The sequence below is a fragment of the Haloprofundus halophilus genome, assembly GCF_003439925.1.
In the GTDB taxonomy this organism is placed as follows: Archaea; Halobacteriota; Halobacteria; order Halobacteriales; family Haloferacaceae; genus Haloprofundus; species Haloprofundus halophilus.
In genome coordinates this window covers 937439-952825 of record NZ_QQRR01000002.1, presented here as the reverse complement: position 1 = coordinate 952825, position 15387 = coordinate 937439, and the positions used below count along the sequence as shown (strand labels likewise).

Genomic DNA, 15387 nt, shown 5'->3' with positions numbered 1-15387 from the left:
GAGAGCCGACCGTCGACGGCGGTTCTCACCCTTTGATGTTGCAGACCGGGTAGGTTCGCGCAACCTTGTCGCCGATGCCGAGCGCGTCGGAGACGCGGACCACCTCGTCGACGTCCTTGTAGACGCCCGGCGCTTCCTCGGCGACGGTCGCGCCGCTCTGGGCCTTCACGTAGATGCTGTTCCGGTCGCGGAGCTCCGTCTGTACCGTCTCGCCCCAGTACTCCTTTTTCGCGCGGGTTCGACTCATCACCCGGCCCGCGCCGTGGGCCGTCGACCCGAACGACAGCGACAGCGACTCCTCGCCGCCTCGGAGCACGTAGCTCCCCGCCCCCATGCTTCCGGGGATGATGACGGGTTGTCCGACGTCGCGGTACGCCTTCGGAACCTCGGGGTGACCCGCCGGAAACGCCCGCGTCGCACCCTTGCGGTGGACGTACAGTTCGCGCTCCTGGCCGTCTACGTCGTGGTGCTCCTTCTTGGCGATGTTGTGGGCGACGTCGTACAGCAGTTCCATCTCCATCGCCTCCCAGTCGCGGCCGAAGACGCGCTCGAACACCTCACGGGTGCGGTGCATCACCAACTGCCGATTCGTCCACGCGAAGTTGATGGCGGCGCACATCGCGCCGTAGTACGCCTCGGCCAGTTCGCTTCCCGCGGGCGCGGCGGCCAGTTCCCTGTCGGGTAACTCCGCGAGCAGGTCGCCGTGGCGCTTCTCTATCTTCCGGAGGTAGTCGTTGCACACCTGGTGGCCGAGGCCGCGACTGCCGCAGTGGATGAGCACGACAATCTGGTCCTCGGCGAGTCCGTACGCGTCGGCGACGTCCTCGCGGAACACGTCGGTGACGCGCTGGACCTCCAGAAAGTGGTTGCCGGAGCCGAGACTCCCCAACTGGTTCTTGCCTCTGTTCTTCGCCTTCTCCGACACCGCGTCGGAGTCGGCGTCCGGTCGCCGCCCCTCGTCCTCGCAGTGCAGGAGGTCGTCCTCGACGGCGTACCCCGCTTCGAGCGCCCAGTCGACGCCGCGCTCCAGGACGGCGTCCACCGTGTCGACGTCGGATTCGACGACGCCGCCGCCGCCGAGTCCCGAGGGAATCGCCCGGAACAGCGCGTCGACCAACTCCTCCTCGTGGCCCTGCAGGTCGTCGTAGGAGAGGTTGGTCTTCATCATCCTGACGCCGCAGTTTATGTCGTACCCGACCGCTCCCGGCGATATACAGCCGTTTTCGACATCCGTCGCCCCCACGCCGCCGACGGGGAAACCGTAGCCCTGGTGGCCGTCGGGCATGCAGAGCGCGTGTTTCGTCATCCCCGGCAGGTGCGTCGCGTTCTTCAGTTGTTGGAGCGTCCTGTCGTCGCCGATCTGTTCGAGTAGCTTCTCGCTGGCGAGGACGCGAGCGGGGACGCGCATCCCGTCCTCCCGCGGAATCTCCCAGACGTACTCTCGGACCCGTTCGAGACGGATGCCGTCGAACTCGCGCGTCGTCATGTGGCAGTGTAGCACGAGAGTCGGTGAATACGTTGCCCCGAGTCGTCTCCGCTGACCGTTCACCGGACGTAGGTGTTCGACTGGCGGTCGGCCTCAGTCGCCACCGGTCTCAATCGCCACCAGTCTCAATCGCCACCGGCCTCAATCGCCACCGGCCTCAATCGCCACCAGTCTCAGTCGCCCCCGGTCTCGGTCCGCGGCGACGTCCGTTCCGAACGGGTCTCCCGCGCCATCCACGCGTCGACCGAGAACGGCCCGCCCCCGGTGACCAGCAGCGCCGAGACGAGACCGAAAAGCGAGATGTGCGCCAGCACGGGGTCGTCGGGCAGTCCGAACAGCGTCGTCGTGAAAAGGCCGAACGCGACGAGCGACGACGCGCGCGTGAACGCGCCGAAAAGCAGCGCGAGACCGACGACTGCCTCGGCGAGTCCGGCGCCGACGACCCACAGTTCGGGGAGGACGGGAACGACGGCGGTGAGGTCGTACTTCTCGACGACGGCGAGCGCCTCGACGGGGTTCATCAGTTTCTGCGCCACTCCGAGATAGACGAACGACAGGCCCATGCCGACGCGCAGAATCGTCGGGACGAACGGACGGTACGGCGCGATACGGCGCTCGAAGGGGACGGCGACGCGCCGGTAGAAGGGGTCGACGCGCGAGTAGAGCGTCCGGTCGTCGTCGGCCATCCGCGCGATGAGCTGGTCGGCGCTCGGACGGCCGCCGCCGACGAGCACGATGGCGAGGAACGCCGGGACGTACTCGAAGGCCAAGAAGAGCTCCGGACGGAACGCCAGGCCGACGAGGTACCCGACGAGACCGACGACGGCGGCGAGACGGGTCGCCAGTCCGAACAGGAGCAGAAAGCCGACGGCGACGCCGAACAGACGGGTCGGCGCGGGTACCAGCGGCGTGAAGAAGTAGCCCGCGAAGCCCGCCCCCACGAGCGGGAGGCCGACGCTCAACCGGAGTAGCCACGGCAGCAGGTCGCGGTAGTCGTCCATCACCGCGCGGAACGCGCGGATGTCGTCGCCCGCGGGCCGGTATCGGAGATACCCCGCGGCGGCGACGACGACCCCACCGCCGGTCCCGAGGATCAGTGCGAGACTCAGCGGGTCGGACGCGACGGTCGCCAGCAGGCGGACGGCGTTGCCCGCGCCCCCGCCGTCGACGACGTATTTCACGTGTGCACTCGCGACACCGGGTGACAGGAGCAACGCGGCGGTTGCGAACGCCGCCTGCAGCGTATGGCGTCTCATGGTCGAACCTCCGAAGCCGACGCTTCTAAATCCTACGCACGTGTCCGCTTTCGGCGGAAAAATGGACGAACGTCCGTGACGGATGCGCGACCCGACTCCCGCATCTGCCGGCTCTTCGCGAGAGTCCGACGCGAATTCGGGTCAGACGTCGAAGACGACGTACGCGCGCCAGCCGCTCGCGGTCTCTTCCAGTCTCATCTCCGAGTAGGTGACGGCTTTCACCTCGCGCGCGCCGAGACCCGACAGCGGGACGCCGCGAGCGTCGGCGTCGACGACCCACTCGTCGCCGTCGCGGCGGACCGTCGCGCGGTTCTCGACGGGGAGCACCGCTCGGACGTCGCGTTCGTAGATGAGTTCGTCCAGGTAGTCGAACAGCGCCGCCTCGCGGCTCTCGGCGCGGACGCGCAGCGAAAACCGGTCGCCCGCGTCGGGAATCGTCTCGCACATCGCCGCCGCGAGACCGTCGGCGACGGCCCCGAAGACGGCATCGAGCGTCGGCGCCGAGGCCGCGACGGCCACGTCCGCCGTGTGCTCGCGCAGTTCGTAGCTCACGTACGAACGGTCGGCGGCCGCGGTATTATTCGCTGTCGCCGCTCCGCGTAGCGAGTCCGCCGCCGTCGCCGTCGACGGCGCGTTTCCCGCTCGTCTCGGGGTCGAGTCCGTCGTTCGACTCGTCGGCACCGTCGCCCGCCGAGTGCTCCGGCTCCGCGTTCGCCTGTATCGCCGAGAGACTCCGGAGTTGGCTCTCCGAGAGTCCGACCTCCGTCCCGGAGGCCGAGCCGATGGCGACGCCGCTGGTCACGATGGCGCGAACGCCCTCCTCGACGGTCATCTCGACGTCGTGGACTTTCGAGGCCGGGACGTGGACGAGGTGACCGCCCATCACCGGGTTCGGTGCGAGCGGGAGAAACATCGTCAGCATCTCGTCGTGGTCGGTGCTGTCGGTGAGTTGTCGCGGCGTCTCCGTGGTGACGAAGCCGAGCGTGTAGACGCCGTCGGCGGGGAACTCGACCAGTTTCACGTCGCGGAAGTTCTGAACGTCGCTCTCCAGCACCACGTCGCTCATCTGTCGGAAACTGTCGTACACCGCGCCGACGCCGGGGACCGCGCCGAGGACGGCGTCGAAGTAGTCGACGGCGCGTTCGCCGTACTTCGAGCCTTCGACGACGAAGCCGACGAAGAGGACGAAGCCGAACAGCACGACGGGCGTGAGCAGTTCGATGGCCAACTCCCGGTCGACGTACTGTGCGGTCGGGACGTTCGACGTCCACGGGAGTTGTATGAGAAAGTCCGAGAGGAGGTCGAGATACTTCGAGACGATATCGAGCGCGACCATGAAGACGACGACGGTGATAACGAGCGGAATCACGACCGCGACACCGGAGACGACGGCGTCTCTCACCCGTGTCTCTATCGACCGCTTGACGCGCCGTTCGACGCCCGGCCGTGACTCATCCATACTACTCTACACGCCAGTACGTCACTAAAGAACTTCTTCAGTGGACTGTCAGACACCGGAGAAGGTCGTCCGGGACGGTGGACTTATAACTACCTCGATTCTACGGTGTGGTAGTGAGCGTCAACGTCGAACTGCGCGTCGACAAGCCCGGGCAAGCCCAGTACGGGGAGGACGCTTGGGCGCTGAAAGAGCGCATCCACGAGCGGGAGGACGTGCTGAAACAGCGACGCGGCTTCTTCATGGACGCGTACCGGCGCTCGAAGACGCATCTGTTCTACGAGGACGAACGGCTCGTCGGCTTCGTCTCGACGCGGCGCGACGGCTACATCCTCTTTCTGGCCGTCGCTCCCGAGGTTCGCGGCGAGGGGTACGGTCAACGGTTGGTCGCCACCGTCGCCGACGAGCACCGGACGGTGACCTGCCACGCGCGGACGACGAACACGGCGGCGCTCGACTTCTACGAACACATCGGTTTCGAGGTGAGCCGCCGCATCGACAACTACTACGAAGACGGCGGCAACGCCTACTACCTTCGACTCGGCGAGAACGGCGGGATTCGCGAGAAACTCTCGGAGTTCGTCCGCCGGTGAGCGCGGTCCGGGACCGACGACAGACCAAGACGACCCCGCGAGCCACGGCGAACCGTGACACGGGACCGCAATTTCGACGTTGCATCCGGTATTTTTAATAGTCGAACCAGTGGCGTACAGGGTATGAGCGGACGACCCCTCGACGTACTCGAGGCATCTCTGAACGAGCCGGTCACCGTGCAGCTGAAGGACGGTACCTCCTACTTCGGCACGTTGGCGGGCTACGACCAGCACATGAACGTCGTACTCGAGGAGAGCCTCGAAGACGACGACGACGGGCTCCTCGGTGGCCTCGACGTCGAGGAAGTCGAAGACACAACGATTATACGCGGCGATAACGTGGTCACGATAACAGCATGACGGGAGCAGGAACCCCGAGTCAGGGCAAGAAGAACAAGACGACGCACGTCAAATGTCGTCGCTGCGGCGAGAAGTCCTACCACGTGAAGAAGAAGGTCTGCTCGTCCTGCGGCTTCGGCAAGTCGGCGAAACGTCGCGAGTACGCGTGGCAGTCGAAAGCGGGCGAGTAACCCCGCTTCCTGCGACGTTCTTTCTCTCTCAGCTACCTCCCGAAGCGACGGCCATCGTCCCCGTTTCGGCGTTTGGCTCCGCGTTCTCCTCCGACTGCCACCAGCGACGTCTCTAACCGAAAGACGGCGACCGGTGCCCGAGTGGACACGCGTCGCCGTGGCGGTCAGTCGGCGATTGCTTGACCACGATTGTGCATATATGTGGTCGGCAGCAGTCGAAATACAGCACAACCACGGGTGTTTTTACCCGTGGGCCTCACACTCACTCCTATGCATCAGGGGCGGGATATCCGTCGAGTCGGAGACGGTCTCAACGAGAAGTGCGGTGTCGTCGGCGTGTCGCTCGACGAACGCGAGGCCGCGCGGCCGTTGTACTACTCGCTGTACGCGCTCCAACACCGCGGTCAGGAGTCGGCGGGTATCGTCACCCACGACGGGTTCCAACAGCACAGCCACGTGGAGATGGGTCTCGTCGGCGACGTGTTCGACGAGGAGTCGCTGTCGACGCTCCGCGGCACCGCCGGTATCGGCCACGTCCGGTATCCGACGGCGGGCGGCGTCAACAGCTGCTGTGCGCAACCGTTCGCCGTCTCGTTCAAATCCGGTTCGTTGGGCCTCGCCCACAACGGCAACCTCGTCAACGCCGACGAACTCCGCTCGGAACTGGAGAACCTCGGCCACGCGTTCACCTCCGAGGGCGACACCGAGGTCATCGCCCACGACCTCGCGCGAAACCTCCTCGAATCCGACCTCGTCCGCGCCGTCAAACGCACGATGGAGCGAATCCACGGCTCCTACGCGCTCACCATCAGCCACGACGACACCGTCTTGGGCGTTCGAGACCCCGAAGGGAACCGTCCGCTCTGTATCGGTAAAGTCGACGGCGGCTACGTCATCGCCTCCGAGTCGGCCGCCATCGACACCCTCGACGGCGAACTCGTCCGCGACGTGCGACCGGGCGAACTCGTCGTCCTCGAAAACGACGGCAGCGGCTTCGACTCCTACCAACTCGTCGAGAAGGAGAACTCCGCGCACTGCTTCTTCGAGCACGTCTACTTCTCTCGACCCGACTCGGTTATCGACGGGACGCTCGTCTACGAGGTCCGGCGGAATCTCGGCCGCGCGCTCTGGGAGGAGAGCGGCGTCGAGACCGACGTGGTGATGCCCGTCCCCGACTCCGGGCGCGCCTTCGCCACCGGCTACGCCGAGGCGGCGGGCGAGACGACCGCCGCCGGCGAACCGCGGGCGGAGGACGACGACGGCGTCGAGTTCGCCGAGGGGTTGATGAAAAACCGGTACGTCGGTCGGACGTTCATCATGCCGACGCAGGACGAACGCGAACGCGCGGTTCGGCTGAAACTGAACCCGATTCGCAGCACCGTCGAGGGCAAGACCGTGACGCTCATCGACGACAGCATCGTCCGCGGCACGACGTCGACGCAGTTGGTCGAACTCCTGCGCGACGCCGGGGCCGAGGAGGTCCACATGCGCATCGGTGCGCCGCCCATCGTCGCGCCCTGTTACATGGGCATCGACATGCACACCCGCGGAGAACTCATCGCCGCGGACCGCTCCGTCGCGGAGGTCCGCGACGAGATCGGCGCGGACAGTCTCGGGTATCTCTCTATCGACTCTATCGCCGACTGTCTCCGGAAATCGCGCGCGGACCTCTGTCTCGGCTGCGTCACCGGCGAGTATCCGTACGACATCGACGGTGAGACGGCCGACCGCGACGTGACCCGCCCGGCTATCGACGCGGAAGCGCCCGCCGACGACTGAGGCTCGCCGCTCCCTCACTCACCCTGTGAAAACACCGACGGTGAGCAACGAGTGCGGGCGCGTCTCGGGCCGTCAGTACACGACGTAGAGGAGCACGTAGACGACGTTGCCGAGGACGAACGAGACGAGCCACAGCGCCGCCGCGACGCGCCCGATCCGCTTGTGTCGAGTGCCGTAAATCTGCGAAGTGGGACGGGTCAGAGCCAACAGTAGCACGTAGTACAGAAGCGGGATGCAGACGATAGCGAGTATCACGTGAACCGCGAGCGTCGGCAGGTAGACCCACTGATTTACCGCGGCGGGACCGGGGAACTCCTGCGTACCCTGCGAGATAACTTTGTACAGGTAGAGGACGAGAAACGTCGCGAACAACACGACGGTGGTGAGCATCAGCGTCCGATGGCTCTCGACGTCGCCGCGGCGGATCGCGCGGACGCCGAGGATAATCGTCCCGATAGCGACGGTGCTGATGACCGCGTTGACGTGGGGAATCGCGTCGTACAGCGGTTGCGGGGCCGTCGGAAGCAACACGTCGGGTATCGCACCGAGCGCCGCGCCGAAGACCAGGCCGAGCGACACGAGCGTCAGGATGGCGGTCGTCGCCGGAACGTGGTCTCTGACACGAAGTTCCATGCTCGAACTGTGTGTTCGGGCATCAAAACGGTTGCTCTGTCGACGCCCCCTGGTCGGCGCACCGACGCTCCGCGAACGCGACGACGCATCGGGGAAACCACCACACTGCGAACGGGCGGCACGCCGCCGTCGAAAGGAAGGGCTTTTAACGAACCGTGCGAAACGGAGGAGTGCAGTAAGACACGCGCGAGCGTGGGTAGCCAAGCCAGGCCAACGGCGCAGCGTTGAGGGCGCTGTCCTGTAGAGGTCCGCCGGTTCAAATCCGGTCCCACGCATCGCAAGGGCGGAACTTCGTTCCGCCGAAAACGAGGCGGCGTAGCCGCCGAGTACGATGCAGGTGCTAACCCCTCAAAGGGACAAGCACCCACGCACAATCCTTTCCAGAACTACACCGAAAAGCCGGGGCTCTCGGCTACCGAGAGGGGGACGAGCGCGGACGGCACTTCACATGCCAAGAGAGACAGCATTCGCGCCGGTAGGTGTCATCTACCGGGGATTTTTGCCTTACCCCTCGCCACTCGTTCGCACGGCTCGAAACTTCGAAATCGAACGGATGAGTGCCGTTATCTCGTGACTACCGACGCGCTGGAGCCGAGCGGTCGTCGCCTACCGTCGCCCACTGTCGCCCACTTGCCACCCCGCACAAAACAGTTGGCGACTAACAATGTGCTCTGAGATAATAGTTCAGTTCGTATGACTGCATTGGCAGGTACCGAACGCGATGGCTCGGCTACACGCCGGGCAGTGGGGTTCCGACCGTGAGACTCGTCGATTTCTCGATGCGACAGTACGAGCGGTTACTCGACGCGGCACTGGCCGGGGGATACGAGTTCCTGACCGTCCGCGAGTATCTACTCGCCGACGAAGGCGAGTTGCCCGAGCGGTTCGTCATCATGCGCCACGACGTCGACCGACGGGCGGAGCTGTCGTACGCGATGGCGAACGCCGAGGCGGTCCGCGGTATCTCGGCGAGCCACTACTTCCGGACGTACACCTTCGACGGCCCGGAAGCGAGACGACTCGTCGAGATGGGCCACGAAGTCGGCTACCACTACGAAGACCTCTCGAAGACGCGAGGCGACGTCGAAGCCGCGCACGACCGCTTTGCGAGGAACTTGGAGACGTTTCGCGCGTTCGTCCCGGTCGACACCGTCTGCGCGCACGGCAGTCCGCTCTCGCCGCAACACAACGCCTCGATGTGGGAGGAGGGACCGTCGCTGGAGTCGTACGGTCTCGTCGGCGAAGGGGCGTACTCCATCGACACCGGGCGCAACAGCACCGACGAGCTACGGTACGTCTCCGACACCGGCCGAGACTGGGACGTCGAAGTCGACGGCTGGGGGACGCTTCACTCGACCGCCGAGGTCGCCGAGATGCTCGAAGCCGGCGGCTACCCGCACCTCTACGTGTTGGCGCACCCCGGCCGCTGGTCGCGCACCCGACGAGGGATGGCGCACCGAATCGCGTGGGACCTCGCCGCCGAGAGCGCGAAAGTCGCCGTCAAGTTCCCGAAGACGGCGATGCGGACAGTCACTCGACAGAGCGGCGCTCCCGGGTTGATCCCGACGGCGTCCGATTCGGCGTCGACGCCCGAGGAGACACCGGCCGAGGAACCCGCTGCGGAGGCGTCCGCCGCCGGGGGCGCGGTCGACGAGAACGCCGACCCCGAGTCACGAAGCGACCCGGTCACACGGACCGCCGACTGAGTCCGGGGCCGCCGACTGAATCCGATCTTCCCCCGTCGGCCGCCGCGTCGCACGCCGGGCACGGGTTTAAATCAGCAGAGCAAGTATGGCGGGTATGCCCAAGTACTCCACCGGAAGCGGCGGTGGCGGCGGCGACGGCGGCAGCTGCGAACTCTGCGGCACGGAGAGTTCGAGGCTCCGCCAGGAGAACGTCGCCGGCGCGACGCTGATGGTGTGTCCCGACTGCGCCAGCCATGGCGAGAACAAGAGCAAAGAGCGCAAACACCGCGACCAGTCGCGCGGCCGCGACCAGAGCGAACCCAGCCGAAAGAAGCGCGCCGCCCAGCGCGCGGCGAAGATGTACGACGCCGGCAAGGGCGACTCGAAGCACTGGGAGGAGGAGGGGACGAACTACGAACGCGACCGCCTCCCGTATCTCGTCCGCGACTACGGCGACCGGGTCGCCGAGGCCCGCGAGGACGCCGGCCTGACGACCGGCGACCTCGCAGCCGAACTCGACGTGAGCGAGCGCGACCTCGTCGCGGTCGAGGAGGGACGAGCGACGCGTGCGGGCGTCGGCGGCTCCGTCGTCCGCAAACTCGAAGACCGACTCGGTATCGAACTGACCGACGAGTAGTCGGGAGCTTTCTGTAGCTTTTTGTCCGCGTGCCGTCTTGGCACGTCCATGTCTACCACGCTCGCACCTGCCCACCCCGACGTTCGGACGTTCGAGACGACCGTCGACGCCGTCGACGGCCGCGAAGTGACGCTCTCTGAGACGTACTTCTACGCCGAGAGCGGCGGCCAACCCGCCGACAGAGGGACGCTGGACGGCGTCCGCGTCGTCGACGTGCAGAGTCGAGAAGGCGAGGTCGTCCACGTCCTCGACGAACCGCCCGCGTTCGAGGCCGGCGACACCGTCACCGCCGACATCGACGACGAGTTTCGGACGTACTGCATGCGGGCGCACACCGCGAGTCACGTGCTCTACGGCGCGGGACGCGGCCTCCTCTCGGAACTCGGTTACGGCGGCTTCGACATCAGCCCCGAGAAGGTGCGCGTCGACTTCACCACGACGACCGACATCGACGACGAGACGCTCGTCGAGCTGGAACGCCGGGTCAACCGCGCCGTCTGGGAGTCGCGCCCCGTGACGTGGGAACAGCGCACGCTGGAGGACGCGCTCGACGACCCGGACATCGCGTTCAACACGAAGACCGAGGAGGGCGTGATGGCCGACGCCGACTCGATTCGCGTCGTCACTGTCGGTGCGGCGGCGCGGCGGGGAGACGAGAGCGTCGGAAGCGGTAGCAGCGGCGACCCGTGGGACGTCGCGGCCTGCGGCGGAACGCACGTCTCGAACACGCGAGAAATCGGCCCCGTCGAGGTGCTCGGTCGGTCGAACCCCGGCGAGGGACTGACCCGCGTCGAGTTCGCCGTCGGCCCCGAGGCCGTCGAACGCCGCGCCGACGTCAAGCGCGCCGCGCTCGACGCTTCGCGGACGTTCGGTACGAGCGTGGTCGAGCTCCCCGAGTTCGCCGCCAAGCTCAAAGCGGACAAGGAGGAGCTGGCCGCCGAGCTACGCGAGGCGAAGACGGCGATGCTGGCCGCCGACTTGGACTCCCTGCCGACCGTCGAACGAAACGGGGCGACGTGGCGCGTCGGCGTCGTCTCCGGGGTCGGGCCGAACGAAGTGGGCGACGAACTGCAGTCGCGCGTCGGCGACGGAGCCGATGTTATCGCCGTCGCGGGTGAGCAAGGGTCGACGTTCGTCGTCGTCGCCACCGACGGCGAGGTCGACGCGGGCGACGTCGTGGACGAAATCACCGACGAGTTCGGCGGCGGCGGCGGCGGCAGTCCGACGTTCGCGCAGGGCGGCGGGCTGTCGGCGTCGCCGGAAGAGGTCGCTGAGTCGCTTCGGGAGACGTAAGCTCGCCACCGGTTCGGCCCGCGTCGAACGGCGAGTCGGTCATCTTTTTCCATCCGGGACCGAATCCGAGCGTATGGCAACTACACGGGCGGACTCGTCGCTCACCGGCGAGCAGCGAGCCATCCGCGACGTCGTTCGGGAGTTCGCCGTCGAGGAGATTCGACCCACCGCGCGGGCGGCCGACGAGACCGAGACGTTCCCCGAGGAGGTGTGGGACGGCCTGGCCGACCTCGACCTCACGGGTCTCACCGTCCCGGAGGAGTACGGCGGCTTCGACGCCGACCGGACGACTTACAGCATCGTCAACGAGGAGGTCGCCTACGGCCAACTCGCCGTCGCGACGGCGCTGTCGGTCCACTGCCTCGCCACCGAGTGCATCGCCGCCTTCGGAACCGAGGACCAGAAAGAGCGCTGGCTCCCCGACATGGCGCACGGTCGGCCGGTGGGGATGTTCGCGCTCTCGGAACCGCAGGCGGGGTCGAACCCCGCGGAGATGGAGACGACGGCCATCCGCGACGGCGACGAGTACGTCGTCAACGGCGACAAGCAGTGGATTACGAACGGCGAACGCGGCGAGGTCTGCATCCTCTTCGCGAAGACCGACCCCGACGACCCCTCGTCGGTGACGCAGTTTCTGGTGCCCAAAGAGGCGGGAATCGAGGTCGGACAGAAGGAGAAGAAGCTCGGCCTCCGCGCCAGCGACACCACCGGTCTGAAGTTCGACGACGTGCGCATCCCCGCCGAGAACCGGCTCACCGAGGAAGGGAAGGGACTCTCCGCGGCGTTCACCATCCTCACCGGCGGTCGCGTCGGCATCGCCGCGCAGGCGGTCGGACTCGCCCAGTCGGCGCTCGACGAGGCCCGCGAGTACGCCCACGAGCGCGAGCAGTTCGACGAGCCCATCGCCTCGATTCAGTCCATCCGCCACAAGTTCGCCGACATGGCGACGCAGGTCCACGCCTCCAGACTGATGGTCCGCGAGGCCGCGAGACAGGAAGACGCCGGCGAGGACAACCGCGTCGCGGCGGCGATGGCGAAGTACCACGCCAGCGAGGCGGCCGTCGACGTCTCCAACGAGGCCGTCCAGATTCACGGCGGCTACGGCTACGTCACCGAGTTCGACGTCGAGCGTCTCTACCGCGACTCGAAGATCACGACCATCTACGAGGGGACCAGCGAGATACAGAAAGAGATCATCGCGCGCGGCGTCCTCGACGACTGAGCGTCGGGACCTGGCGGAACGCCACCCCTCAACGACCGAAGCCGTCTTTTCGGTAGCGAACACAGTCGAACACAGTGACCGCAAACTCCCTCGACAGACTGCTGTCGGACGACTCGACGGTGTTCGAGGCGTACGACGCCGTCGTCTACGACCTCGACGGGACGCTCGTCGACCTGCTCGTCGACTGGAACCGGGTCGCCGCCGACGCCGAAGCCGCCTTCGACGACGCCGGCGTCGACGCCGCGGGGATGGACCTCTGGGCGATGCTCGACTTGGCCGACGAGGAGGAGATGCGCCCCGAAATCGAGGCCGTCATCGCGGACCACGAGCGCGACGGCGCGCGGAACTCGACGCGACTGGCGCTGGCCGACGGCGTCGCCGACCACGCCGTCCCCGTCGGCGTCTGCTCGCTCAACTGCGAGGACGCCTGTCGAATCGCGCTCGACGTCCACGAACTCGCCGGGTACGTCGACAGCGTCGTCGGACGCGACTCGGTGGCGACGCGGAAGCCGGACCCCGAACCGCTGTTGGCGACGCTCCGGGAACTGGGCGTCGGCCCCGAGAACGCGCTGTTCGTCGGCGACTCCGCGCGGGACGAACGGACCGCAGAGCGCGCGGGCGTCGCGTTCCGGTACGTCGGCGGCGGACCGTCCGGCGTCTGACTCAGTCCGACAGGTCGTCCGCGGACTCCGCCTCGTCCGGCTTCGACCCGCCGTCTCCCGCGTCGGTGCGCCGTGCGTACGCGTACGCGCTGAGCGCGACGAGAACCCAGATGATCGCGCCGACGCGGACGGCGAAGGAGACGCGCGACTCCCACGTCGGCAGCGTCACCGTCGTCGACAGCGCGGCGACGACGGGCGCGCCGACGAGAATCGTCGTGACGAACGTCACCTGCATCACCCACCCGAAGTCGACGCCTTCGGGGTTCGAGCGCTCGACGGGTTGCACGCGCGAACGTTCGCACGCGAACCTTAATGTGTGCCGGTTTGCCGCACGCCCGTCCGCTCCGGCGTCTCCCTCGACAGCTCCGCCGATAGGCGTACGTATTTACTTTCGGGAGCGCCAACGGCGGGTATGCCAACGGTTCGGGACATCCGCGCGATGGGGGGCGAGGAGACGATAACCATGTTGACGGCGTACGACGCGCCGACGGCCGCAGTCGCCGACGAGGCGGGTATCGATATCCTCCTCGTGGGCGACAGCATGGGGAACACGGCCCTCGGCTACGAGTCGACGCTCCCGGTGACGGTCGACGAAGTGGCGAGTCGGACGGGCGCGGTCGCCCGCGCGGTCGAGGACGCGCTGGTCGTCGCCGACATGCCGTTTCTCTCCTTCGGCGTCGACGAGGCGTCGGGAATCGAGAACTGCGGCCGAATGCTGAAAGAGGCCGACGCCGACGCGGTGAAACTGGAGAGCGGCCCCCACACCGTCGAACTCACCGAACGACTCGCGCAGTTGGGTATCCCGGTGATGGCGCACCTCGGCCTGACGCCGCAACAGGTCAAATCGGTCGGCTACGCCCGGCAGGGGACCTCACCGGAGGCGGCCAAGGAGATTCTCGAACTCGCCCGGGCACACGAGGACGCGGGCGCGTTCTCGCTCGTCCTCGAACACATTCCGTCGAATCTCGCCGCCCGCGTCACCGAGGAACTGGAGATTCCGACTATCGGCATCGGCGCGGGAGCGGACTGCGACGGGCAGGTGCTCGTCGTCGACGACGTGCTCGGGATGAGCGACTACACGCCGCCGTTCGCTACGCAGTTCGGTGACGTTCGCAGCGAGATGGAGTCGGCGATCTCGTCGTACCGCGAGGCGGTGCAGAACGGCGAGTTCCCAGCGGAGGAGCACAGCCACGTCGAGGAAGAGTTGGACTCGCTGTACTAGACCCACCTTTTTTACTGCCGTGGGGTGCGCTTTGGCACCCTCGCTTGGAAAATCTGGACCAAAAAGGCCGTTCGCTCGTTTCACTCGCTCGCGGTACGACGAGCGGGTTCGGCTTACGGCGTCCCCGGCTAGATTCCCCGCTCGTCCAGAAACGCCGACACCGCGTCGTTGAACGCCTCGGGCTGCTCCAACATCGCCAGATGCGCGGCGTCGCCGACGGTGACCATCTCGGCGTCGGGAATCTCGTCGGCGAGATACTCGTGGTATCGCGGCGGCGTCAGCTTGTCGTGTTCGCCGACGACGGCCAGCGTCGGCACGTCGATGTTCCCCAACTTGTCCCGAACGTCGAACGTGTGGCAACTCAGGAAGTCGCGGTGGGTGACCTCCTGGCCGGCCTCGCGCATTGCCTCCCGAGAGAGGTCGAGGTAACGCTCGTCGGGGTCGTGGAACAGGCGGTCCTCGCCGTGTAGAAACTCGACGGCGCGGTCGAAATCCTCTTCGAGCCACACCAGGAGGTCGTCGAGGACGGCGAGTTTCGCCCCCGTCCCCGTCAGAACGAGCGCGTCCGGGTCGACCGCCCCGTCGAGGACGGCGAGCATCGCCACCGCGCCGCCCAACGAGTTGCCGACGAGCACGCGGCAGTCGGTCTCGTCGGCGACGGCGGCGACGTCGGAGACGTACGCCGACAGCGCTTCGTATCCGGCGTCGGCGTCGACGTCGTCGCTCTCGCCGTGCCCGCTCAGGTCCAGCGCCGTGACCGGCCGCTCGTCGGCGAGTCTGGACTGCGACTTCCAGACGCCGTGTGAGCCGCCGCTGCCGTGGATACAGAGCAGCCCCGCGTTCTCGGAGTCGCCGGCGTCTCCGCCGGAGACGCGGTAGGCGGTCTCGCGTCCGTGGTGCGTACACGTGTTCATGTGATGTGTTTTCGTGGCG

Annotated in this window: 17 protein-coding genes and 1 tRNA gene; 11 read left to right on the top strand and 7 right to left on the bottom strand. The window is 66.9% G+C overall.

Features of this window, described 5'->3' with window-relative positions:
* Positions 1 to 25 precede the first annotated feature (25 nt).
* The 4 genes from DV709_RS14575 to DV709_RS14560 all read right to left on the bottom strand — a co-directional run bounded on the left by DV709_RS14575 (position 26) and on the right by DV709_RS14560 (position 4201).
* Entirely contained in the window at positions 26 to 1486 is a 1461-nt protein-coding gene (locus DV709_RS14575; protein ID WP_117595123.1) for an RtcB family protein, read from the bottom strand.
* Between the two features lie 173 nt (positions 1487 to 1659).
* Positions 1660 to 2742, bottom strand: coding sequence for a DoxX family protein (locus tag DV709_RS14570; protein ID WP_117595122.1), 1083 nt, complete (start codon positions 2740 to 2742; stop codon positions 1660 to 1662).
* Positions 2743 to 2883: 141 nt separating this feature from the next.
* Complete coding sequence (locus tag DV709_RS14565) at positions 2884 to 3294, bottom strand: archease (protein WP_117595121.1); 411 nt, start codon at positions 3292 to 3294, stop codon at positions 2884 to 2886.
* Between the two features lie 25 nt (positions 3295 to 3319).
* Complete coding sequence (locus tag DV709_RS14560; RefSeq protein ID WP_117595120.1) at positions 3320 to 4201, bottom strand: DUF502 domain-containing protein; 882 nt, start codon at positions 4199 to 4201, stop codon at positions 3320 to 3322.
* A gap of 113 nt (positions 4202 to 4314) precedes the next feature.
* On the opposite strand from DV709_RS14560, the gene DV709_RS14555 reads away from it, so the two are divergent.
* The 4 genes from DV709_RS14555 to purF all read left to right on the top strand — a co-directional run bounded on the left by DV709_RS14555 (position 4315) and on the right by purF (position 7100).
* Positions 4315 to 4791 (top strand): GNAT family N-acetyltransferase, encoded by a 477-nt coding sequence (locus DV709_RS14555; RefSeq protein WP_117595119.1) that lies wholly within the window; start codon positions 4315 to 4317, stop codon positions 4789 to 4791.
* Positions 4792 to 4914: 123 nt separating this feature from the next.
* A complete protein-coding gene (locus tag DV709_RS14550) occupies positions 4915 to 5151 on the top strand; it encodes an LSM domain-containing protein (RefSeq protein ID WP_117595118.1) in 237 nt (78 codons plus the stop codon).
* Complete coding sequence (locus DV709_RS14545; RefSeq protein ID WP_117595117.1) at positions 5148 to 5321, top strand: 50S ribosomal protein L37e; 174 nt, start codon at positions 5148 to 5150, stop codon at positions 5319 to 5321. The genes DV709_RS14550 and DV709_RS14545 overlap by 4 nt, the downstream gene beginning before the upstream one ends.
* A 270-nt stretch (positions 5322 to 5591) precedes the next feature.
* On the top strand, positions 5592 to 7100 hold the full coding sequence (gene purF, locus DV709_RS14540; protein WP_117595116.1) for an amidophosphoribosyltransferase: 1509 nt from the start codon (positions 5592 to 5594) through the stop codon (positions 7098 to 7100).
* Positions 7101 to 7172: 72 nt separating this feature from the next.
* Here the strand turns inward: purF and DV709_RS14535 are convergent, their stop codons facing one another.
* Entirely contained in the window at positions 7173 to 7733 is a 561-nt protein-coding gene (locus tag DV709_RS14535) for a DUF420 domain-containing protein (RefSeq protein ID WP_117595115.1), read from the bottom strand.
* A 190-nt stretch (positions 7734 to 7923) separates the two neighbouring features.
* Between DV709_RS14535 and DV709_RS14530 the strand changes: the two genes are divergently transcribed.
* The 6 genes from DV709_RS14530 to DV709_RS14505 all read left to right on the top strand — a co-directional run bounded on the left by DV709_RS14530 (position 7924) and on the right by DV709_RS14505 (position 13232).
* Positions 7924 to 8008, top strand: a tRNA-Leu gene (locus DV709_RS14530).
* Positions 8009 to 8491: 483 nt separating this feature from the next.
* Entirely contained in the window at positions 8492 to 9439 is a 948-nt protein-coding gene (locus DV709_RS14525; protein ID WP_157972749.1) for a hypothetical protein, read from the top strand.
* A gap of 94 nt (positions 9440 to 9533) precedes the next feature.
* Positions 9534 to 10055 carry a helix-turn-helix domain-containing protein gene (locus tag DV709_RS14520; protein WP_117595113.1) on the top strand — a complete coding sequence of 174 codons (522 nt, stop codon included), beginning with the start codon at positions 9534 to 9536 and terminating at the stop codon, positions 10053 to 10055.
* Between the two features lie 48 nt (positions 10056 to 10103).
* Positions 10104 to 11348: an alanyl-tRNA editing protein gene (locus DV709_RS14515; protein WP_117595112.1), complete on the top strand. Its 1245-nt coding sequence runs from the start codon at positions 10104 to 10106 to the stop codon at positions 11346 to 11348.
* A 73-nt stretch (positions 11349 to 11421) separates the two neighbouring features.
* Positions 11422 to 12570: an acyl-CoA dehydrogenase family protein gene (locus DV709_RS14510; protein ID WP_117595111.1), complete on the top strand. Its 1149-nt coding sequence runs from the start codon at positions 11422 to 11424 to the stop codon at positions 12568 to 12570.
* 74 nt (positions 12571 to 12644) lie between these two features.
* A complete protein-coding gene (locus tag DV709_RS14505) occupies positions 12645 to 13232 on the top strand; it encodes an HAD family hydrolase (protein ID WP_232819750.1) in 588 nt (195 codons plus the stop codon).
* Position 13233: 1 nt separating this feature from the next.
* On the opposite strand, the gene DV709_RS14500 is transcribed toward DV709_RS14505, so the two are convergent.
* Positions 13234 to 13518 carry a DUF5822 domain-containing protein gene (locus tag DV709_RS14500; protein WP_117595110.1) on the bottom strand — a complete coding sequence of 95 codons (285 nt, stop codon included), beginning with the start codon at positions 13516 to 13518 and terminating at the stop codon, positions 13234 to 13236.
* 126 nt (positions 13519 to 13644) lie between these two features.
* On the opposite strand from DV709_RS14500, the gene panB reads away from it, so the two are divergent.
* Complete coding sequence (gene panB, locus DV709_RS14495; RefSeq protein ID WP_117595109.1) at positions 13645 to 14454, top strand: 3-methyl-2-oxobutanoate hydroxymethyltransferase; 810 nt, start codon at positions 13645 to 13647, stop codon at positions 14452 to 14454.
* A 128-nt stretch (positions 14455 to 14582) separates the two neighbouring features.
* Here the strand turns inward: panB and DV709_RS14490 are convergent, their stop codons facing one another.
* Positions 14583 to 15368, bottom strand: coding sequence for an alpha/beta fold hydrolase (locus DV709_RS14490; protein WP_117595108.1), 786 nt, complete (start codon positions 15366 to 15368; stop codon positions 14583 to 14585).
* Positions 15369 to 15387: the final 19 nt, after the last annotated feature.

Bases quoted from the DNA above. Each gene is read 5' to 3' on its own strand.
- DV709_RS14575 (WP_117595123.1), bottom strand. From the start codon at position 1,486: ATGACGACGCGCGAGTTCGACGGCATCCGTCTCGAACGGGTCCGAGAG.
- DV709_RS14570 (WP_117595122.1), bottom strand. From the start codon at position 2,742: ATGAGACGCCATACGCTGCAGGCGGCGTTCGCAACCGCCGCGTTGCTC.
- DV709_RS14560 (WP_117595120.1), bottom strand. From the start codon at position 4,201: ATGGATGAGTCACGGCCGGGCGTCGAACGGCGCGTCAAGCGGTCGATA.
- DV709_RS14550 (WP_117595118.1), top strand. From the start codon at position 4,915: ATGAGCGGACGACCCCTCGACGTACTCGAGGCATCTCTGAACGAGCCG.
- DV709_RS14545 (WP_117595117.1), top strand. From the start codon at position 5,148: ATGACGGGAGCAGGAACCCCGAGTCAGGGCAAGAAGAACAAGACGACG.
- purF (WP_117595116.1), top strand. From the start codon at position 5,592: ATGCATCAGGGGCGGGATATCCGTCGAGTCGGAGACGGTCTCAACGAG.
- DV709_RS14535 (WP_117595115.1), bottom strand. From the start codon at position 7,733: ATGGAACTTCGTGTCAGAGACCACGTTCCGGCGACGACCGCCATCCTG.
- DV709_RS14520 (WP_117595113.1), top strand. From the start codon at position 9,534: ATGCCCAAGTACTCCACCGGAAGCGGCGGTGGCGGCGGCGACGGCGGC.
- DV709_RS14515 (WP_117595112.1), top strand. From the start codon at position 10,104: ATGTCTACCACGCTCGCACCTGCCCACCCCGACGTTCGGACGTTCGAG.
- DV709_RS14510 (WP_117595111.1), top strand. From the start codon at position 11,422: ATGGCAACTACACGGGCGGACTCGTCGCTCACCGGCGAGCAGCGAGCC.
- panB (WP_117595109.1), top strand. From the start codon at position 13,645: ATGCCAACGGTTCGGGACATCCGCGCGATGGGGGGCGAGGAGACGATA.
- DV709_RS14490 (WP_117595108.1), bottom strand. From the start codon at position 15,368: ATGAACACGTGTACGCACCACGGACGCGAGACCGCCTACCGCGTCTCC.